Consider the following 18,394-nt stretch of genomic DNA (forward strand, 5'->3'; position numbering starts at 1 on the left):
TGTGGCTCATCAATTTCATACAAATCACAACCCTTTTCTTATTGTTCTTTCTTTTATTTTTTCTGCTTTAATTTTTGCTGCACTTAATAACTTAGTTTCATCCCGCAAAATCGCGCTTAATGGCGCCTCAAAGTATACCTGCAAAAACCGCCAGATATCCCGCTGCGTCAAGCCAATATTCAGGGACGAGAAATACAAGCCGATCAGATCTTTATCGCGCCAGCGGCGAGGCACTTTGCTTCGAATTTGCGCACGATGGAGATCGATGACGGACACCTTAAGCTCACTCTCATGCCCCGAAAAGGGCAGGTGCAGGAGAAAGTGGCAAATATAGCAGTCGCGGTGGTTGATACCGGCCGCGTGCATTTTACGAACCATCGTTGCAACACGGTGAATAAGCATTCGCTTAATCTTTACGTCAGGCGGTTTTGACGTCCATTCCGCGCAGTAATCTTCCAGGCTGATAGTGGGCGTTAGATCTTCGGTAATAATAAACGAAGTTTTGGTCAGCGGATTTAAACCTTTCTCACCAAAACCCACTCCGTGCATAGTATCCACCCCCACATCCCGGAGACGATGGATGGCGTTCCACTCTCTGTCAGCCCCTAAAACCGGCATGCGTAGCGAAAGTAAATTTTTGACGATCTCTTTGAGCGAAGTGCCCCGATGCCATTTAAGGAAATAGCTTTTCTCCGCCAGTTCAAATCGCAGCGTACGGCGGGTTTCCAGTTCCCTGAAAACGTCTCCCTGCAGCGTTTTAACTTCCTCAAAAGCATCTTTACCGCGCCATAATGTGGCTAACGGTTCCTTCAGTTCAACCATCCAGACCACCTGTAATGATGTCGGCCGCTCTTTCCGGCAGACTGTACAAATCTTGCGTATCCGCATAATGGCGTGCGTTTTCAGCCCATGCGTTGCGCAATGATGGCTGCGTCAGCGCTTTACGTAAAATGTCGTTTAGCGCTTCTTGTTTCCAGGGCTCAGTGATGGCAACACCACAGTTAGCGTCTTCAATATAGTGGGCAAAACCACATACCGCCGACGTGAGGACCGGCAACCCGGCGGCAATCGCCTCAAGCAAAACGATACCTGCCGCTTCCTGGTAAGCAGGGTGCAGCAGTATATCAGCGGCGGCCATCAGCTCTGCCACATCATTACGCCCGGAGAAAAAATGCACATTACCCCGCACGCCGCGTTTTTCCGCCAGCGCTTCAAATTTTCTGGGCTTGTCCTGGCCAACAACATACAGCAGCGTATTGTGGCGCAGCGCCTCCGGCAGGGAAGCCAGCGCTTCAATCGATCGATCCACGCCTTTACGCGTAAAGTCGGACCCCACCTGCAACAACAAATTTTGCTGTCCGGCGATCCCGTTCTTCTGACGATAAACCTCGCGAGCGTCCGGGATTTGCGCACTGTATTTTCTGTCCGGATAGATCCCCGGCGGGAGGATATGGAAACGTTCCGCTTCGGTTTGATAATGCTTCTGGAAATCAGCAATCTGTTTATCGGTCAGCATCATCAGCTGCGTGGACTTACCCTGTTCGAACGTCGCCCGTTCAAACGCCGCATAGTGGCGGTAACGGGATGTCAGGCGATAGAAAAAACCTTTCTCCTGCGCAACCTTCTCGGCATAACAGACATCAGCGGCAAAATAGACATCCAGACCCGGCATTTTGTTAAAGCCGACGACCCGATCCACCGGATGCGCTCGCAGATGCGCCTGCACCCACGCGTAATACTCTGCATTACGTCCGTGGTTGGTCCGTGATTTTACCGGCACGTGAATCAGTTCGAATCCTTCGGGATATTCCCCTTCCCAGGACTGAGTGTAAACGCGAACCTGATGTCCACGCGCAGCGACGGTTTGCGCAATACGCAGGAAGTCACGTTGTAATCCGCCAAACGGAAAATACTTATACAGACAAAAAGCAACGATCATACCGACGCATCCATCCCAATAATTTGCGCATTTTGTGGCAACATTTTTTCCGTCGCCGCAATCACGTCCTCTGCAGGTATAACGGACATATATTTTTTATTTCGATCCAGTTCACGTCGCTGAGGCATTGTCTGATAATCTCCCGCCCAAAACTGAATAATATTGTCAGTCCAGGGACGCCAGAAAACGTGGTCTGTCGCGCCAAAAAGGCATATCACCGGTGTTTTAACCGCGGCGGCAATGTGTCCGGGTGCAGAATCGACGCCAATAAAGAGCACGGCATGGTCGATCAACGCGCCTAATTCAGGGAAGCGGGTTTTTCCCGCAAGGCCAGTAACCGGTTTGGTTTCACACCCCTGCGCGATTTCTTCTACGCAGGCTAAATCGTCTGCGGACGGGCCGGACGTCAGCACAACCTGATAACCACGACGTTCAAGGGCATCAATGACGCGGGAAAATTTTTCGTTATCCCAGCACTTAAATAATTGCCTTGCAGTTGGCTGAATCACCACATACTGGCGCGTCACGCCGAGTTTCGCCAGCTGCTGACGCATGTTTTCCCAGTGCTCTGGCAGATAACTCATCGTCGTTTCCGTTACCATATGCTCCAGCCCAAGCGGGCAGAGCGCAGACAATGTCCGCTCAACGACATGTTCGCCGTGGTAGGGAACGAGGTGCGTAAAACTGTTTTTCCAGAAGGCGGACTGACGGTTGGCAAAGTCCTGGGATATTTTTACCCTGGCATTCAGGCACCGAACTATCAGCGCCACGATCCACTGGTCGGTAAGATTAATGACCAGGTCATACTGATTCCTGCGTAAAGTCTTAATCAGCGAAAGCGCATTTTTGATTTTATCTGCCGTTCCCGCCCCCTTATTACTGATGCCATAAAGCGCATTTATCTCAGGGTTTTCAGACAAAATAGGTATCGTGTCCTGGTAAAGAAGCACATCGACTTTGGCGTCAGGATAATTTTTTTTCAGCGTACTAATAACGGGAGTGGTTAAAAGCATATCCCCGTGGAAACGCATCTTGATAACCAGAATTTTTCGAAAAGGCTTTTCCACACGCGACTCTTTTGTTGTGACTATCCGGTAATTTAAGCAGAAAAAAGCACGCTACCGCCCCAGGCTCAACAGCTACCTGATTACTGATACCGCACTGACTTTTATCCGCTAGTGTATCACTTCTTTCGCTGCGATCCGACACGAATAAACTTTAAGCAATTAGCGCTTTTTTGTTTTTTAAATCATATTGATAATTAATTTATCTGGGCTTTCTTAACGGCTTATCAAACGCACGATGCCCGCTTCAGGACGCAAAAATCAATAAATCGCATAAAAATGCAAAAATTCTGTGTCTGACAGGCTTTATTAGCCAGACTTAAGGCTATTTAAGTCAAAAACAGGAAAAGTAATGGTAAAGCCCTGGCTAAATACATAGAATCCCCAGCACATCCATAAGTCAGCTATTTACTATGCTCGAATTGCTTTACACCGCCCTTCTTTACCTGATTCAGCCGCTGATCTGGATACGGCTGTGGGTGCGCGGACGTAAGGCCCCGGCCTACCGTAAACGCTGGGGTGAACGCTACGGCTTTTACCGCCGCCCTCTTAAGCCGGGCGGGATCATGCTTCATTCTGTCTCCGTCGGCGAAACGCTCGCGGCTATTCCTTTAGTTCGCGCGTTACGGCATCGCTATCCTGATCTGCCGATTACCGTCACCACCATGACGCCAACCGGCTCTGAGCGGGTTCAGTCCGCTTTCGGCAGCGATGTCCAGCACGTCTATCTTCCCTATGATTTACCCGATGCGCTTGGCCGCTTCCTCAATAAGGTCGACCCCAAACTGGTACTGATTATGGAAACCGAACTGTGGCCGAACCTGATCGCCGCGCTGCATAAGCGCAACATCCCGCTGGTCATCGCCAATGCGCGTCTTTCCGCCCGTTCTGCCAACGGTTACGCGAAGCTGGGGAAATTTATCCGCCGAATCCTTCGCCGTATTACGCTAATTGCGGCGCAAAATGAAGAAGATGGTCAGCGCTTTGTGACGCTGGGCGCGAAGAATAATCAGGTCACCGTAACCGGCAGCCTGAAGTTTGATATCTCCGTTACGCCGCAGCTTGCGGCAAAAGCGGTTACGCTGCGCCGTCAGTGGGCTCCCCACCGCCCGGTATGGATCGCCACCAGCACTCATGATGGCGAAGAGAGTATTGTCATCGCCGCGCATCAGGCATTGCTCCACCAGTTCCCCAACCTGCTGCTGATCCTGGTGCCCCGTCATCCGGAGCGCTTCCCGGATGCGATTAATCTCGTTCGTGAGGCAGGTCTCAGTTACACCACACGCTCTTCTGGCGAGGTGCCCTCGGCCAGTACCCAGGTGGTGGTTGGCGATACAATGGGTGAACTCATGCTGCTTTACGGCATTGCGGATCTCGCCTTTGTCGGAGGATCGCTGGTTGAGCGAGGTGGGCATAACCCGCTGGAAGCTGCCGCGCACGCGATCCCGGTGCTGATGGGTCCTCACACCTTTAACTTTAAAGATATCTGCGCTCGTCTGGAGCAAGCCAGCGGTCTGATTACCGTCACCGACGCCACCAGCCTCGCCAAAGAAGTTTCCTCTTTACTGACCGACGCCGATTATCGTAATTTTTATGGTCGTCACGCAGTTGAAGTGCTGTACCAAAACCAGGGCGCGCTCCAGCGCTTACTGCAACTGCTGGAACCTTATCTGCCACCGAAAACGCATTGAGGGCTGTTATGCAAAAACGGGCAATCTATCCGGGCACGTTTGATCCGCTGACCAACGGCCATATCGATATCATCACGCGCGCCACGCAGATGTTTGACCACGTCATTCTGGCGATTGCCGCCAGCCCCAGTAAAAAACCCCTGTTTTCGCTGGACGAGCGCGTCGCCCTCGCGCGCCAGGCTACTGCGCACTTGCCCAACGTCGAGGTGCGGGGGTTCAGTGATTTGATGGCGAATTTTGCCCGCGAACAGCAGGCGACTATCCTGATTCGCGGACTCCGCGCCGTGGCGGATTTTGAATATGAGATGCAGCTGGCGCACATGAACCGTCATCTGATGCCAGAGCTGGAAAGCGTGTTTTTAATGCCGTCGAAGGAGTGGTCTTTTATTTCTTCGTCGCTGGTTAAAGAGGTCGCGCGCCATGCGGGCGATGTCACCCACTTCCTGCCAGACAATATCCATCAAGCGTTAATGGATAAGCTTAACTAAACGGCTAATGCCGGATGTCATCCGGCCATCTCTTTACGTTTTACTTCTGACAGCGGCGACAGTAAAACGTCGCGCGCTGGGCGTGTTTCGTCGCGATAATCGGCGTACCGCACACTCTGCACGGCTCGCCCTTACGGCCATACACCTGCAGTTCCTGAGCAAAATAGCCCGGCTTGCCATCACTTTGCAGAAAATCTTTTAGCGTCGTCCCACCCTGCTCGATGGATCGCAGTAAAACAGCCTTAATCACCCGCACCAACAGTTCACAGTCCGCTTCAGACAACGACGATGCCAGGCGGTCAGGATGAATGCCTGCGGCAAACAGAGACTCACTGGCGTAAATATTCCCGACGCCCACCACCAGCTTGTTGTCCATCAACCTGGGTTTAATCGCCGTTTTCTTTTTCACGCACTTCTGATGCAAATACTCGCCGTTGAAATCGTCGCTGAGCGGTTCAGGCCCCAGATGCGCCAGCACGTTATGCCCTTCCAGCACCTTCGTCCACAGCCAGGCGCCAAAACGACGAGGATCGGTGTAGCGCAGAACTTTACCATTGCTCATCACTAAGTCGACGTGATCATGCTTTTCAGCAGGAAGCTCTTCAGGAAGGATACGCAAGCTGCCCGACATTCCCAGATGGATAATGATCCATCCGTCAGGAAGCTCCAGCAGAAGATATTTGGCACGGCGCTGAACGCTGAGCACCGGCTGGTCGCTCAGACGGTAGATCTCTTCAGAGACTGGCCAACGCAGACGGCCATTACGCACATGAGCATGCAGAATTTTGGCCCCGACCAGATGCGGCTCAATACCGCGGCGGCTGGTTTCGACTTCAGGTAATTCAGGCATAGCGTCTCCGGTTGTGTTTCCGCTCTCACTTATATGGGGACAGCCAGAAAACAAAAAACCCCGCCTGAGCGAGGTTTTTCGTTACAGCAAAGCGAGAATTATTTAATTTTCGCTTCTTTGTAGATCACGTGCTGACGAACAACTGGATCGAATTTTTTCAGTTCCAGTTTTTCCGGCTTAGTACGTTTGTTCTTCGTAGTGGTATAGAAGTGACCAGTACCAGCAGAAGAAACCAGCTTGATCTTCTCACGAATACCTTTAGCCATGATTTATTTCCTCTTTAAGTACTTAGTACTTTTCGCCACGGGCACGCAGTTCGGACAGAACTGTTTCGATGCCTTTCTTATCAATTACACGCATACCTTTAGCAGATACACGCAGGGTGACAAAACGCTTTTCGCTCTCAACCCAAAAACGGTGAGAGTGCAGGTTAGGCAGGAAGCGGCGTTTAGTCGCGTTCAGTGCGTGGGAACGGTTGTTACCGGTCACCGGACGCTTGCCAGTAACTTGGCAGACTCGGGACATGTCTATTCTCCAAAAATCAAATTAGCTCGAGCTTCGTATGGGGTATCGGCGCCTCGTCAGGCTTTACAGCCCGGTCATCGCATAGTTCTATTGAACTCTCGATTGCCAGGCCCAAATGCCAAACCCGAGATTCTCAAAGGTGGCGTAGTATACGCTGAGTCAGCGATGTGCTCAAGTCCCGAACAGACAAAGATCCCGATGGATCGCGCAAAGTCGGTCAAATCCAACCGCGTTCCGCAAAAGAAACGTACTCGCCGCGCCCCATAACAAGATGATCAAGCACACGGATGTCCATGAACTGGCAGCATTTTACCACACGCTCGGTGATGAGTTTATCCGCTTTGCTCGGCTCTGCACACCCCGACGGGTGATTATGGGCAAGGATCACCGCTGAAGCGTTAATTTTGATCGCCTGCCGAACAATTTCACGTGGATGCACCTCAACATGGCTCAGCGTCCCCGAGAAAAGGCGGCTATGTTTAATAACCTTGTGCTGAGCGTCAAGGAAAATCGCCATAAAAACCTCACGTTCTTCGCCGGCGAACTGGCTGCGCAGAAACGCTCGCGTCATTTCCGGACTCAGTAACGGATTTTCTTCTTTAAGCCGAACGTCATAAAAGCGCCGCGCCAGCTCCGCAATTCCCTTCAACTGCGCATACTTTGCCACGCCAATCCCTGTGACCTTAACGAACTGGGCGTAGTCGGCAGTCAGCAAGCCGTACAAAGACCCAAAATGGTTGAGGATCTCTTTCGCCAACGTAAAAACATCTTTCCCCTGCGTTCCCGTACGTAAAAAGAGCGCCAGCAGCTCGGCATCCGTGAGCGTCTCAACCCCCTGCGCCAACAATTTTTCCCTCGGCCATCTGCACTCAACGGTTTCCATTTTTTTCTCCCCTCTGCCAGCGGGCATGTTGGCATAGCGCTTTTGGGGATTCGACGGTGAGTTTTCACGCCTGCGTAGCGCCTCGCAAAGTGATTCATGAGCGAGCACACGGCAGTTTAAGGATTGTGATAAAATGTCCGCCTTCTGGTGTCACCCAACAGGAAATATCATGATGAGCCTGGCCGGTAAAAAGATCGTTCTCGGCGTCAGCGGCGGCATAGCCGCCTACAAAACCCCTGAACTGGTGCGTCGCCTGCGCGAACGCGGCGCTGATGTCCGTGTGGCAATGACCGAAGCGGCAAAAGCCTTTATCACCCCACTGAGCCTACAGGCGGTTTCCGGGTATCCTGTTTCGGACAGCCTGCTTGATCCCGCAGCGGAAGCCGCAATGGGTCATATTGAGCTGGGAAAATGGGCTGATTTAGTGATTCTTGCCCCCGCCACGGCGGATCTCATCGCACGGGTTGCCGCGGGTATGGCCAACGATCTGGTTTCCACGATTTGTCTGGCGACACCGGCGCCCGTTGCCGTGTTACCGGCGATGAACCAGCAAATGTACCGCGCTGCCGCCACACAGCATAATCTGGCGGTGCTCGCCTCTCGCGGCCTGATAATCTGGGGACCAGATAGCGGTAGCCAGGCGTGCGGCGATGTCGGTCCGGGGCGGATGTTGGATCCCCTGACTATCGTTGATATGGCCGCGGCGCATTTTTCGCCTGTCAACGACCTGCAACATCTTAACATCATGATTACCGCGGGCCCGACGCGCGAGCCGCTCGATCCGGTGCGTTATATTTCCAATCACAGCTCCGGTAAGATGGGCTTTGCTATCGCCGCCGCTGCCGCTCGCCGTGGCGCAAACGTCACGCTGGTTTCCGGTCCGGTATCATTACCCACGCCGCCTTTTGTACAGCGTGTAGACGTCATGACCGCACTGGAGATGGAAGCTGCGGTCCAGTCCGCCGTTAAGCAACAGCATATTTTTATCGGCTGTGCGGCGGTGGCAGATTATCGGGCCGCCGCCGTCGCCAGTGAAAAAATAAAAAAACAGGCCACGCAGGGTGATGAATTAACAGTAAAAATGGTCAAAAACCCTGACATTATCGCCGGGGTCGCCGCGCTGAAAGATTCTCGCCCCTTTGTCGTTGGGTTTGCCGCGGAAACAAATAATGTGGAAGAATACGCCCGGCAAAAGCGTATCCGTAAAAACCTTGATCTGATCTGCGCTAACGACGTTTCGCTTTCTAATCAAGGATTTAATAGCGACAGCAATGCGTTACACCTTTTCTGGCAGGATGGAGATAAAGTCTTACCGCTTGAGCGCAAAGCACTCCTGGGCCAATTATTACTCGACGAGATCGTGACCCGTTATGATGAAAAAAATCGACGTTAAGATTCTGGACCCGCGTGTTGGCAAGCAATTCCCGCTGCCGACCTATGCCACCTCCGGTTCTGCCGGACTTGACCTGCGAGCCTGTCTCGGTGACGCCGTAGAACTGGCGCCGGGCGCAACCACTCTGCTGCCAACCGGTCTGGCTATTCATATCGCCGATCCGTCTCTGGCTGCCGTTATCCTGCCGCGTTCTGGCCTGGGCCATAAGCATGGTATCGTATTGGGCAACCTGGTGGGCCTGATCGATTCCGACTATCAGGGGCAGTTGATGGTTTCTGTCTGGAACCGTGGGCAGGACAGCTTCACCATTGAGCCAGGCGAACGTATTGCACAGATGGTTTTCGTGCCGGTTGTGCAGGCTGAATTTAATCTGGTAGAAGATTTTGACGCCACCGATCGTGGTGAGGGCGGTTTCGGCCATTCCGGTCGTAAGTAAGGCATTACGCATCCCAATAACGTCATAACATCACCGCAAACGCCGGGTTTGCGGTCATAGTGTGGATGCTCGCCTGGCAAGTGCTTATTTTCAGGGGTATTTTGTAACATGGCAGAAAAACAAACTGCGAAAAGGAACCGTCGCGAAGAAATACTTCAGTCTCTGGCGCTGATGCTGGAATCCAGCGATGGAAGCCAACGCATCACCACGGCAAAACTGGCGGCTTCTGTCGGCGTGTCCGAAGCGGCGTTGTATCGCCACTTTCCCAGCAAGACTCGCATGTTCGATAGCCTGATAGAGTTTATCGAAGACAGCCTGATCACGCGTATCAACCTGATACTGAAAGATGAAAAAGACACCAGCACCCGTTTGCGCCTGATTGTGTTGCTGATTCTGGGATTCGGTGAACGTAACCCTGGGCTGACGCGTATCCTGACCGGCCATGCGCTGATGTTTGAACAGGACCGTTTGCAGGGTCGCATTAATCAACTGTTTGAGCGTATAGAGGCGCAGCTGCGTCAAGTGCTGCGCGAAAAGCGTATGCGTGAAGGCGAAGGATACGTTACGGACGAAACGCTGCTGGCAAGCCAGATACTAGCCTTCTGTGAAGGCATGCTTTCACGTTTTGTGCGTAGCGAATTCAAATACCGTCCTACGGACGATTTCGACGCCCGCTGGCCGTTGCTCGCTGCGCAGTTGCAATAACAAAAAGCCGGATGGCGGTTTCGCCTTATCCGGCTTACAAAGAAATAACACAGCTCCGGTAAGCGCAGCGCTACCGGGTTCGTAAATTACACACCATACGCTTCGCGATACGCCCGCACCGCCGCCAGATGGCCTGCCATTTCCGGCTTCTCTTCAAGATAGGCAATCAGGTCTTGCAGGGTGATGATAGAAATCACCTGACAGCCGTAGTCGCGCTCAACCTCCTGAATGGCGGAGATTTCACCGCGACCCCGTTCCTGACGATCCAGAGAGATCAGCACGCCTGCCAGCGTCGCGCCGTTGGCCTGGATAATCTCCATCGACTCGCGTATCGCGGTACCGGCAGTGATCACATCATCGACCAGCATAACGCGCCCCTGCAGCGGGCTACCGACCAGGCTACCGCCCTCGCCGTGATCTTTCGCTTCTTTGCGGTTAAAACAGTACGGCAGATCTTTGTCATGGTGCTCAGCCAGCGCGACCGCGGTGGTTGTCGCAATCGGGATGCCTTTGTAAGCAGGACCAAAGAGCAGATCGAATTCAATTCCGGAATCCACTAACGCTTCGGCGTAAAAACGGCCTAACAGTGCCAGATCGCGCCCGGTATTAAACAGCCCGGCGTTGAAGAAATAGGGGCTTTTGCGCCCGGATTTCAGCGTAAATTCGCCAAACTTGAGTACCTGTTTGTTAAGCGCAAATTCAATAAACTGGCGCTGATATGGTTTCATGGATTCGCTCCTCTTTCACTTTCATCATTTACGAAATCTGTTTCGAAAACCGCAGACAAAAAAAAGGCGACTCACTGGTCGCCTTAAAATCAATTTGCCAACGCCGCCTTCTGCGTCGCGACAATGGATTCGATTCCCCCCCGGGCCAACGCCAACAGGGTGAGCAGTTCTTCATGGCTAAACGGCTCGCCTTCTGCCGTGCCCTGTACTTCAATGATGCGCCCGTCTTCGGTCATCACAACATTCATGTCCGTTTCTGCAGCGGAGTCTTCGACGTACTCCAGATCGCAAAGCGCTTCACCGTTGACGATCCCGACGGACACAGCCGCCACCATGCCTTTCATTGGATTGGTTTTTAGCTTACCGCTTGCCACCAGCTTATTCAGCGCATCGGCCAGCGCAACGCAGGCACCAGTAATGGATGCCGTACGCGTACCGCCGTCGGCCTGGATCACGTCGCAGTCCAGCGTGATGGTAAATTCGCCCAGCGTTTTGAGATCCACCGCAGCGCGCAGCGCGCGGGCGATAAGACGCTGGATTTCCATCGTGCGCCCCCCCTGCTTACCTTTCGCCGCTTCACGTGCGTTACGGGTATGGGTCGCGCGCGGCAGCATGCCATATTCCGCCGTGATCCAGCCCTGGCCCTGCCCTTTCAGAAAGCGCGGCACACCTTCTTCAATCGAGGCGGTGCACAGCACTTTAGTATCGCCAAATTCGACCAGCACCGAGCCTTCAGCATGTTTTGTATAGTTACGGGTCAGGGTTACGGGACGCACCTGATTAGCGCTACGGCCTGCTGGACGCATATTGAAATCTCCGGCTTGAAACGAATGTGGCTGCGCATTATACGGACTTCCCGCTCTTATTCCTATCCTGACAAGGCCGGGATGGCTATAATCGTCCCATCTCTCCTTTAAAAACAGGAACGTCTATGATCCGCAGTATGACCGCCTACGCCCGGCGTGAAATCAAGGGTGAATGGGGTAGCGCGACCTGGGAAATGCGCTCGGTAAACCAGCGTTATCTGGAAACTTACTTTCGTCTGCCGGAGCAGTTCCGTAGCCTTGAGCCTGTTGTTCGCGAACGTATCCGTACGCGCCTGACGCGTGGGAAAATCGAATGCACGCTACGTTTTGAGCCCGACGCCAGCGCGCAGGGCGAACTCATTCTCAATGAGAAACTCGCCAAACAGCTGGTGAACGCGGCCAACTGGGTCAAAATGCAGAGCGATGAAGGGGAAATCAATCCGGTTGATATCCTGCGCTGGCCCGGCGTTATGGCAGCTCAGGAGCAGGATCTCGATGCCATTGCCGCTGAAATCCTGACCGCGCTGGACGGCGCGCTGGACGACTTCATTATTGCCCGCGAAACAGAAGGGCAAGCACTGAAAGCGCTCATCGAACAGCGTCTGGAGGGCGTCAGCGCCGAAGTGGTAAAAGTTCGCGCCCATATGCCGGAAATCCTGCAATGGCAACGTGAACGTCTGGTCGCCAAACTGGAAGACGCTCAGGTGCAGCTGGAAAATAACCGTCTGGAACAGGAGCTGGTGATGATGGCCCAGCGTATTGATGTGGCGGAAGAACTGGATCGCCTGGAAGCTCACGTCAAAGAAACCTACAACATCCTGAAGAAAAAAGAGGCGGTGGGCCGCCGTCTGGACTTCATGATGCAGGAATTCAACCGTGAATCGAATACGCTGGCGTCAAAATCTATCAATGCCGACGTCACTAACTCCGCCATCGAACTGAAAGTGTTGATCGAGCAAATGCGCGAGCAGATCCAGAATATCGAGTAAATGCCAACAAACGTCGCCCGCTGCGTTCGGGCGGCGTTACGTTTCCCTGAATATCAACTTATTTGTCTCCCAGGCATTATATTTTCTCATCATTATAACAACCTCTTTTTATCGAATACCCTATGTAAGATGGGTTGAGTGGCATAGTCGCATGAGCGAAATTTATTAAAAAGCCATTGCGTTAGAAAATCTCAATCGTGATATACCGCACAAATCGCTACTCTCTACCGCGCTAAAGATGAGGGAGAGCCATGCTGTTACATATTCTGTACCTGATAGGAATCACCGCTGAGGCTATGACGGGCGCGCTGGCCGCGGGTCGTCGCCGTATGGATACTTTTGGCGTCATTATTATTGCTACCGCGACAGCCATCGGTGGCGGTTCCGTTCGCGATATTCTGCTTGGTCACTATCCTCTCGGTTGGGTGAAACATCCCGAATACGTCATCATCGTCGCCACCGCCGCTGTTCTGACCACCATTGTGGCACCGGTGATGCCTTACCTGCGCAAACTCTTTCTGGTGTTAGACGCTTTAGGGCTGGTCGTCTTTTCAATAATTGGCGCCCAGGTCGCGCTGGATATGGGGCACGGCCCCATAATTGCCGTCGTTGCTGCCGTGACAACGGGCGTTTTCGGCGGCGTATTACGCGATATGTTCTGCAAACGCATTCCGCTTGTCTTTCAGAAAGAACTGTACGCTGGCGTCTCCTTCGCCTCCGCCGTGCTTTACATTATCTTGCAGCACTATGTCTCCAGCCATGACGTTGTTGTGATCTCAACGCTAATGTTCGGTTTTGTCGCACGTTTGCTGGCGCTCCGTCTTAAGCTGGGTTTGCCGGTATTTTATTATCGCCATGAGGGTCACTGAGCGCTAAAGCCATCAATACGCTGACTCCCCAGCCACTGGCTGAGCGCTTTTATTTCTGCGTGAGCGAGCCACTGGATAACCCATGCAGCACGGCGTGCGCCTGTTGCGGGAAGTTGCTGCCAGTAGTGTGCGCTGTTCGAGACCATCTGCTGCCATGAACGCGCCCCACTGGCATTTAACGCGGTCTGCGTCAGTGGTATTCCCATCGCCATTAGCCAGCGGGTAAACGGTTGTTTGCGGACGAGGTTGAACTGATGCCAAAGCTGCTCGCCTTTGGCCTGCGCTAACCCAGGCGTGTTCTTGATTTGCTCAGGCGTCAGAGCAAGCCACGAAAAGATATGCGCAAAATGATGATGTTGATGAAGCGCTCGCCAACCCGACTCACCTATCCCCTCTATCCCTAACGCGCCACGCGAGCCAATCCAGACCAACCGGGAGAGAAACTGCTCCTGGCATTCAGCGGTGGCATAGAAACAGGTCAACGAGTTATAGTGATTTTCCGGCGGCGCGGGTTTTGTCCGATCGCTAACGCGCCAGACCACCTTATCAATGCGCGGGATCCCTTGTCCGGCAAGGCTGACGAGAATATGATCGCCCGGCGCGATATCCCACTCTTGCCAGCGCCTGATCGAACCGAGATTCACCCGCTGCACCCGTTTATCATCCAGCATGACGGGAGCGAGCATCGCCACTACTGCAATTTTTCCGCTCTTACCGACCGTGAAATGGATCGCCGTGACTTCCGCCACCTGGGCCACTGGCGGATATTTCCAGGCCGCCAGCCAGTTTCCCTGCCCCGGCAACCAGTCGCGCGATGCTGGCTCGTCGCCAGTCCGGACAACGACACCATCGGTCACAAAAGGCAAGCCTGACGTCCACCACCGCGTGCGGGCACGCTCAACGTCTTCAGCGCTTTTCACTAACAGAGTATATTTTTCCGTCAACGTAAAGCCCGCAGCGCTCAGCTGCCTGAGTTTTACAGCCATGCGATCAGGTCCGTCGGGCCAGGCCCAGATGAAAACGCCCAGCGAACGTAATGCGCTGGCGTTATCCTTACGCATCAACAGGCCAGCCACTTTTGAACGTGCGTTCATGCCCCCCATTTTTTGCTGTATATGCCCCTCACGGGGCAAAAAGATCTCACCCTGCAGAACGCTGTTTGCCAGCGCCCCCGTCACCGTCTGGGGAACGGCTGATATTCGCTGCGCTTTTGCGGTCCAGTCTTCGCCTTTCAGGCCATCGCCACGGCTGATCGCCTGGGTTAACGCGCCCTCCCGATACACCAGGGTAATCGCTACGCCATCCACTTTTGGTTGCACCCACAGATCGCCGCGCTCACGCATCCATTGTCGCACCGCGCGCTTATCCGTCAGCTTTTTAACGCCGGTATGGGCAACCGGATGGGAAGCAGCGCCGCCAATAGCGGGCGGCAAGTCGCCGGGCAATACGTCTTCGCCAACGCAGCGCTGCCACTGAGCCAGTCGGGCACGCATCTGATCGTAAACGCCGTCCTCTACGTTGCTTTTCCCCTCCTTCCAGTAGGCGTCGTCCCAACGTGAAATCTGTTGTTGTAAACGGGATAACTCGTCCTGAGCTCTGGCCGCCGACCACGTCGGGCATAACCCCCAGACCTGCGAACACCACAGCAGCCCTACTATGATCGCTATCCCTCTTTTCATTACCGCCTCCCGTGTCTGTTGGCGAGCAGGTATAGCGCGTCACACAGGTAAAGCCGAGCGGCAATATATTCTTTTGCGCACGGGCTTCCAGACATTCGCGGTTGTTGCAGAGAATGTCGGTTAAATCAGGAAACAGGCTCGCAAAACGCAACAATCTGGCGCAAAAAGTGTGACAAAAGCTACGTCGCGTTGCGGTGACGTGTATAATAAGCCCGTATGTAGGTTCAATTTGATAATCACATACGTAAGATACTCATGGCTCAAGGCACGCTTTATATTGTTTCTGCCCCCAGTGGCGCGGGTAAATCCAGTCTGATACAGGCTTTATTGAAAACCCAACCGTTGTACGACACCCAGGTTTCTGTTTCTCACACCACGCGCGCGCCGCGCCCGGGTGAGGTTCACGGCGAACACTATTTCTTCGTCAACCACGATGAGTTCAGAACCATGATCGGTCAGGATGCCTTCCTTGAGCACGCCGAAGTGTTCGGTAATTATTACGGCACTTCGCGCGAGGCGATTGAGCAAGTTCTCGCAACGGGCGTGGATGTTTTTCTGGATATCGACTGGCAGGGCGCTCAGCAAATTCGGCAGAAAATGCCGCATGCGCGGAGTATCTTCATTTTGCCGCCCTCCAAAATCGAACTGGACCGTCGTCTACGTGGTCGTGGTCAGGATAGCGAAGACGTTATCGCAAAACGGATGGCGCAGGCTGTTGCAGAAATGAGCCATTACGCCGAATATGATTATCTTATTGTGAATGATGATTTCGACACCGCGCTGGGCGATCTGAAAACCATCATTCGCGCCGAACGTCTGCGCATGAGCCGCCAAAAGCAGCGCCATGACGCTTTAATCAGCAAACTGTTGGCAGACTGAACCCACTTTCAGTATTATGCCCAGTCATTTCTTCACCTGTGGAGCATTTTAAGTATGGCACGCGTAACTGTTCAGGACGCTGTAGAGAAAATTGGTAACCGTTTTGACCTGGTACTGGTCGCCGCGCGTCGCGCTCGTCAGATGCAGGTAGGCGGAAAGGATCCGCTCGTACCGGAAGAAAACGATAAAACTACCGTAATCGCACTGCGCGAAATCGAAGAAGGTCTGATCAACAACCAGATCCTCGACGTACGTGAGCGCCAGGAACAGCAAGAGCAGGAAGCCGCTGAATTACAAGCCGTTACCGCGATTGCTGAAGGTCGTCGTTAATCACAAAGCGGGTCGCCCTTGTATCTGTTTGAAAGCCTGAATCAGCTGATTCAAACCTACCTGCCTGAAGACCAAATCAAACGTCTTCGGCAGGCGTATCTCGTTGCACGTGACGCTCACGAGGGCCAGACACGTTCAAGCGGTGAACCTTACATCACGCACCCTGTTGCCGTAGCCTGCATTCTGGCCGAGATGAAGCTCGACTATGAAACGCTGATGGCCGCGCTGTTGCATGACGTGATTGAAGATACCCCCGCCACCTACCAGGACATGGAGCAGCTATTTGGTAAAAGCGTTGCTGAACTGGTCGAAGGGGTATCGAAGCTAGATAAGCTTAAGTTCCGCGACAAGAAAGAGGCGCAGGCCGAAAACTTTCGCAAGATGATTATGGCGATGGTGCAGGATATCCGCGTCATTCTCATCAAACTTGCTGACCGTACCCATAACATGCGCACACTGGGTTCTTTGCGCCCGGATAAACGTCGCCGCATCGCCCGCGAAACGCTTGAAATTTACAGCCCGCTGGCACACCGTTTAGGTATCCATCACATTAAAACCGAGCTGGAAGAGCTGGGTTTTGAGGCGCTGTATCCCAACCGCTATCGGGTAATTAAAGAAGTCGTCAAAGCCGCTCGCGGCAACCGTAAAGAGATGATCCAGAAAATCCTCTCTGAAATTGAAGGACGGCTACAGGAAGCAGGGATTCCCTGTCGCGTCAGTGGACGCGAGAAGCATCTCTATTCCATCTACTGCAAAATGGTGCTTAAAGAGCAGCGTTTTCATTCGATCATGGACATTTACGCCTTCCGCGTCATCGTTCATGACGCCGACACTTGCTACCGCGTGCTCGGCCAGATGCACAGCCTTTACAAGCCGCGTCCTGGCCGCGTGAAGGACTATATCGCCATTCCGAAAGCGAACGGCTATCAGTCGCTGCATACCTCAATGATCGGCCCACACGGCGTTCCTGTTGAGGTGCAAATTCGCACTGAAGATATGGATCAGATGGCGGAGATGGGGGTTGCGGCGCACTGGGCTTATAAAGAGCATGGCGAGACCAGCACCACCGCGCAAATCCGCGCTCAGCGCTGGATGCAGAGTCTGCTTGAGCTACAGCAAAGCGCAGGCAGCTCCTTTGAGTTTATTGAAAGCGTTAAATCCGATCTTTTCCCGGATGAGATTTACGTTTTCACCCCGGAAGGCCGCATTGTCGAACTGCCAGCCGGTGCCACCCCGGTCGACTTCGCTTACGCCGTGCACACCGACATCGGTCACGCCTGCGTGGGCGCTCGCGTCGACAGACAGCCTTACCCGCTGTCACAGCCGCTTACCAGCGGTCAGACGGTGGAGATCATTACCGCGCCGGGCGCTCGTCCCAATGCCGCGTGGCTTAACTTCGTTGTCAGTTCAAAAGCCCGCGCCAAGATTCGTCAACTGTTGAAAAACCTTAAACGTGACGATTCCGTTAGCCTCGGACGCCGCCTGCTCAACCATGCGCTGGGCGGTAGCCGTAAACTGGCTGAAATTCCGCAGGAGAATATCCAGCGCGAGCTTGAACGCATGAAACTGGCCACGCTTGACGACCTGCTGGCGGAAATCGGCCTCGGTAACGCCATGAGCGTGGTGGTGGCGAAAAACCTGCAGCAGGGTGAGGCGTCTACCACGACGGCGCAGCCTGCCGCAACGGGCCACGGACATCTGCCGATCAAAGGCGCAGACGGCGTACTGATTACCTTCGCCAAATGCTGCCGTCCGATCCCAGGCGACCCGATCATCGCCCACGTCAGCCCCGGTAAAGGCCTGGTGATTCACCACGAGTCCTGCCGTAACATCCGCGGCTACCAGAAAGAGCCAGAGAAGTTTATGGCCGTTGAGTGGGACAAAGAGACGGCGCAGGAATTTATCACCGAGATCAAAGTGGATATGTTTAACCATCAGGGCGCGCTGGCTAACCTGACGGCGGCAATTAACACCACGACCTCCAATATTCAAAGCCTGAATACAGAAGAAAAAGATGGTCGCGTCTACAGCGCCTTTATTCGTCTTACCGCGCGCGATCGCGTGCATCTGGCGAATATCATGCGCAAAATCCGCGTCATGCCGGACGTGATTAAAGTCACCCGTAACCGAAACTAGTTTT

20 protein-coding genes are annotated in these 18,394 nt (G+C 53.5%); 10 read left to right on the forward strand and 10 right to left on the reverse strand.

Translation table 11 applies throughout. The annotated features are described in order from the left end of the window. Window positions 1-24: 24 nt before the first annotated feature. From rfaP to rfaQ, 3 genes are read right to left on the reverse strand one after another with little or no spacing between them, the layout of a single operon-like run. Window positions 25-822, reverse strand: a complete 798-nt coding sequence (rfaP, locus tag OOJ60_RS12085) for a lipopolysaccharide core heptose(I) kinase RfaP (RefSeq protein WP_199957431.1) — start codon at window positions 820-822, stop codon at window positions 25-27. Next, window positions 815-1,939, reverse strand: coding sequence for a glycosyltransferase family 4 protein (locus OOJ60_RS12090; protein WP_200035530.1), 1,125 nt, complete (start codon window positions 1,937-1,939; stop codon window positions 815-817). The genes rfaP and OOJ60_RS12090 overlap by 8 nt, the downstream gene beginning before the upstream one ends. Further along, window positions 1,936-3,006 carry a lipopolysaccharide core heptosyltransferase RfaQ gene (rfaQ, locus tag OOJ60_RS12095; protein WP_205612623.1) on the reverse strand — a complete coding sequence of 357 codons (1,071 nt, stop codon included), beginning with the start codon at window positions 3,004-3,006 and terminating at the stop codon, window positions 1,936-1,938. The genes OOJ60_RS12090 and rfaQ overlap by 4 nt, the downstream gene beginning before the upstream one ends. Window positions 3,007-3,416: 410 nt before the next feature. On the opposite strand from rfaQ, the gene waaA reads away from it, so the two are divergent. Both waaA and coaD read left to right on the forward strand, forming a co-directional pair. After that, window positions 3,417-4,694: a lipid IV(A) 3-deoxy-D-manno-octulosonic acid transferase gene (waaA, locus tag OOJ60_RS12100; protein ID WP_042287039.1), complete on the forward strand. Its 1,278-nt coding sequence runs from the start codon at window positions 3,417-3,419 to the stop codon at window positions 4,692-4,694. A gap of 8 nt (window positions 4,695-4,702) precedes the next feature. Beyond that, a complete protein-coding gene (gene coaD, locus OOJ60_RS12105) occupies window positions 4,703-5,182 on the forward strand; it encodes a pantetheine-phosphate adenylyltransferase (protein ID WP_042287041.1) in 480 nt (159 codons plus the stop codon). Between the two features lie 40 nt (window positions 5,183-5,222). Here the strand turns inward: coaD and mutM are convergent, their stop codons facing one another. The 4 genes from mutM to radC all read right to left on the reverse strand — a co-directional run bounded on the left by mutM (window position 5,223) and on the right by radC (window position 7,440). Further along, a complete protein-coding gene (gene mutM / locus OOJ60_RS12110) occupies window positions 5,223-6,032 on the reverse strand; it encodes a bifunctional DNA-formamidopyrimidine glycosylase/DNA-(apurinic or apyrimidinic site) lyase (protein ID WP_205612624.1) in 810 nt (269 codons plus the stop codon). Between the two features lie 98 nt (window positions 6,033-6,130). Continuing rightward, window positions 6,131-6,298, reverse strand: a complete 168-nt coding sequence (rpmG, locus tag OOJ60_RS12115; RefSeq protein WP_001051798.1) for a 50S ribosomal protein L33 — start codon at window positions 6,296-6,298, stop codon at window positions 6,131-6,133. Window positions 6,299-6,320: 22 nt separating this feature from the next. Continuing rightward, complete coding sequence (gene rpmB, locus OOJ60_RS12120) at window positions 6,321-6,557, reverse strand: 50S ribosomal protein L28 (RefSeq protein ID WP_003024071.1); 237 nt, start codon at window positions 6,555-6,557, stop codon at window positions 6,321-6,323. 217 nt (window positions 6,558-6,774) lie between these two features. After that, window positions 6,775-7,440 (reverse strand): RadC family protein, encoded by a 666-nt coding sequence (radC, locus tag OOJ60_RS12125; protein ID WP_042287048.1) that lies wholly within the window; start codon window positions 7,438-7,440, stop codon window positions 6,775-6,777. Between the two features lie 172 nt (window positions 7,441-7,612). Here radC and coaBC point away from each other — a divergent pair, with 172 nt between their 5' ends. From coaBC to slmA, 3 genes are all read left to right on the forward strand, one after another. After that, window positions 7,613-8,833: a bifunctional phosphopantothenoylcysteine decarboxylase/phosphopantothenate--cysteine ligase CoaBC gene (gene coaBC / locus OOJ60_RS12130; RefSeq protein ID WP_181823223.1), complete on the forward strand. Its 1,221-nt coding sequence runs from the start codon at window positions 7,613-7,615 to the stop codon at window positions 8,831-8,833. Beyond that, window positions 8,811-9,269 (forward strand): dUTP diphosphatase, encoded by a 459-nt coding sequence (gene dut, locus OOJ60_RS12135; protein ID WP_205612625.1) that lies wholly within the window; start codon window positions 8,811-8,813, stop codon window positions 9,267-9,269. The genes coaBC and dut overlap by 23 nt, the downstream gene beginning before the upstream one ends. A 108-nt stretch (window positions 9,270-9,377) precedes the next feature. After that, entirely contained in the window at window positions 9,378-9,974 is a 597-nt protein-coding gene (gene slmA, locus OOJ60_RS12140; RefSeq protein ID WP_042287055.1) for a nucleoid occlusion factor SlmA, read from the forward strand. A gap of 86 nt (window positions 9,975-10,060) precedes the next feature. Here the strand turns inward: slmA and pyrE are convergent, their stop codons facing one another. Together pyrE and rph are read right to left on the reverse strand one after the other, a co-directional pair. Further along, window positions 10,061-10,702, reverse strand: a complete 642-nt coding sequence (gene pyrE, locus OOJ60_RS12145; RefSeq protein ID WP_042287057.1) for an orotate phosphoribosyltransferase — start codon at window positions 10,700-10,702, stop codon at window positions 10,061-10,063. A gap of 89 nt (window positions 10,703-10,791) precedes the next feature. After that, the gene (gene rph / locus OOJ60_RS12150; protein ID WP_042287059.1) at window positions 10,792-11,508 is read right to left on the reverse strand and encodes a ribonuclease PH; all 717 of its coding nucleotides are present in this window, start codon (window positions 11,506-11,508) and stop codon (window positions 10,792-10,794) included. Window positions 11,509-11,633: 125 nt separating this feature from the next. Between rph and OOJ60_RS12155 the strand changes: the two genes are divergently transcribed. Both OOJ60_RS12155 and OOJ60_RS12160 read left to right on the forward strand, forming a co-directional pair. Beyond that, entirely contained in the window at window positions 11,634-12,497 is an 864-nt protein-coding gene (locus tag OOJ60_RS12155; protein ID WP_042287061.1) for a YicC/YloC family endoribonuclease, read from the forward strand. A 251-nt stretch (window positions 12,498-12,748) separates the two neighbouring features. Further along, a complete protein-coding gene (locus tag OOJ60_RS12160) occupies window positions 12,749-13,366 on the forward strand; it encodes a trimeric intracellular cation channel family protein (protein WP_042287064.1) in 618 nt (205 codons plus the stop codon). Here OOJ60_RS12160 and ligB read toward each other — a convergent pair. Further along, window positions 13,360-15,045: an NAD-dependent DNA ligase LigB gene (gene ligB, locus OOJ60_RS12165; protein WP_205612626.1), complete on the reverse strand. Its 1,686-nt coding sequence runs from the start codon at window positions 15,043-15,045 to the stop codon at window positions 13,360-13,362. The genes OOJ60_RS12160 and ligB overlap by 7 nt on opposite strands. A 255-nt stretch (window positions 15,046-15,300) precedes the next feature. Here ligB and gmk point away from each other — a divergent pair, with 255 nt between their 5' ends. Genes gmk through spoT form a run of 3 tightly spaced genes read left to right on the forward strand, consistent with a single transcriptional unit; the run spans window position 15,301 to window position 18,390 of the window. Further along, complete coding sequence (gmk, locus tag OOJ60_RS12170) at window positions 15,301-15,924, forward strand: guanylate kinase (RefSeq protein WP_042287070.1); 624 nt, start codon at window positions 15,301-15,303, stop codon at window positions 15,922-15,924. A gap of 54 nt (window positions 15,925-15,978) precedes the next feature. After that, window positions 15,979-16,254, forward strand: a complete 276-nt coding sequence (gene rpoZ, locus OOJ60_RS12175; protein ID WP_000135058.1) for a DNA-directed RNA polymerase subunit omega — start codon at window positions 15,979-15,981, stop codon at window positions 16,252-16,254. Between the two features lie 18 nt (window positions 16,255-16,272). After that, window positions 16,273-18,390, forward strand: coding sequence for a bifunctional GTP diphosphokinase/guanosine-3',5'-bis pyrophosphate 3'-pyrophosphohydrolase (gene spoT / locus OOJ60_RS12180; protein ID WP_042287072.1), 2,118 nt, complete (start codon window positions 16,273-16,275; stop codon window positions 18,388-18,390). The last annotated feature ends 4 nt before the right edge of the window (window positions 18,391-18,394 follow it).

Source organism: Citrobacter sp. R4, from assembly GCF_026719175.1.
Taxonomy (GTDB): Bacteria; Pseudomonadota; Gammaproteobacteria; order Enterobacterales; family Enterobacteriaceae; genus Citrobacter_A; species Citrobacter_A sedlakii.

Bases quoted from the DNA above. Each gene is read 5' to 3' on its own strand.
- rfaP (WP_199957431.1), bottom strand. From the start codon at position 822: ATGGTTGAACTGAAGGAACCGTTAGCCACATTATGGCGCGGTAAAGAT.
- pyrE (WP_042287057.1), bottom strand. From the start codon at position 10,702: ATGAAACCATATCAGCGCCAGTTTATTGAATTTGCGCTTAACAAACAG.
- dut (WP_205612625.1), top strand. From the start codon at position 8,811: ATGATGAAAAAAATCGACGTTAAGATTCTGGACCCGCGTGTTGGCAAG.
- OOJ60_RS12090 (WP_200035530.1), bottom strand. From the start codon at position 1,939: ATGATCGTTGCTTTTTGTCTGTATAAGTATTTTCCGTTTGGCGGATTA.
- rpmG (WP_001051798.1), bottom strand. From the start codon at position 6,298: ATGGCTAAAGGTATTCGTGAGAAGATCAAGCTGGTTTCTTCTGCTGGT.
- OOJ60_RS12160 (WP_042287064.1), top strand. From the start codon at position 12,749: ATGCTGTTACATATTCTGTACCTGATAGGAATCACCGCTGAGGCTATG.
- gmk (WP_042287070.1), top strand. From the start codon at position 15,301: ATGGCTCAAGGCACGCTTTATATTGTTTCTGCCCCCAGTGGCGCGGGT.
- rpmB (WP_003024071.1), bottom strand. From the start codon at position 6,557: ATGTCCCGAGTCTGCCAAGTTACTGGCAAGCGTCCGGTGACCGGTAAC.
- ligB (WP_205612626.1), bottom strand. From the start codon at position 15,045: ATGAAAAGAGGGATAGCGATCATAGTAGGGCTGCTGTGGTGTTCGCAG.
- slmA (WP_042287055.1), top strand. From the start codon at position 9,378: ATGGCAGAAAAACAAACTGCGAAAAGGAACCGTCGCGAAGAAATACTT.
- OOJ60_RS12155 (WP_042287061.1), top strand. From the start codon at position 11,634: ATGATCCGCAGTATGACCGCCTACGCCCGGCGTGAAATCAAGGGTGAA.
- waaA (WP_042287039.1), top strand. From the start codon at position 3,417: ATGCTCGAATTGCTTTACACCGCCCTTCTTTACCTGATTCAGCCGCTG.
- mutM (WP_205612624.1), bottom strand. From the start codon at position 6,032: ATGCCTGAATTACCTGAAGTCGAAACCAGCCGCCGCGGTATTGAGCCG.
- coaD (WP_042287041.1), top strand. From the start codon at position 4,703: ATGCAAAAACGGGCAATCTATCCGGGCACGTTTGATCCGCTGACCAAC.
- radC (WP_042287048.1), bottom strand. From the start codon at position 7,440: ATGGAAACCGTTGAGTGCAGATGGCCGAGGGAAAAATTGTTGGCGCAG.
- rph (WP_042287059.1), bottom strand. From the start codon at position 11,508: ATGCGTCCAGCAGGCCGTAGCGCTAATCAGGTGCGTCCCGTAACCCTG.
- rpoZ (WP_000135058.1), top strand. From the start codon at position 15,979: ATGGCACGCGTAACTGTTCAGGACGCTGTAGAGAAAATTGGTAACCGT.
- coaBC (WP_181823223.1), top strand. From the start codon at position 7,613: ATGAGCCTGGCCGGTAAAAAGATCGTTCTCGGCGTCAGCGGCGGCATA.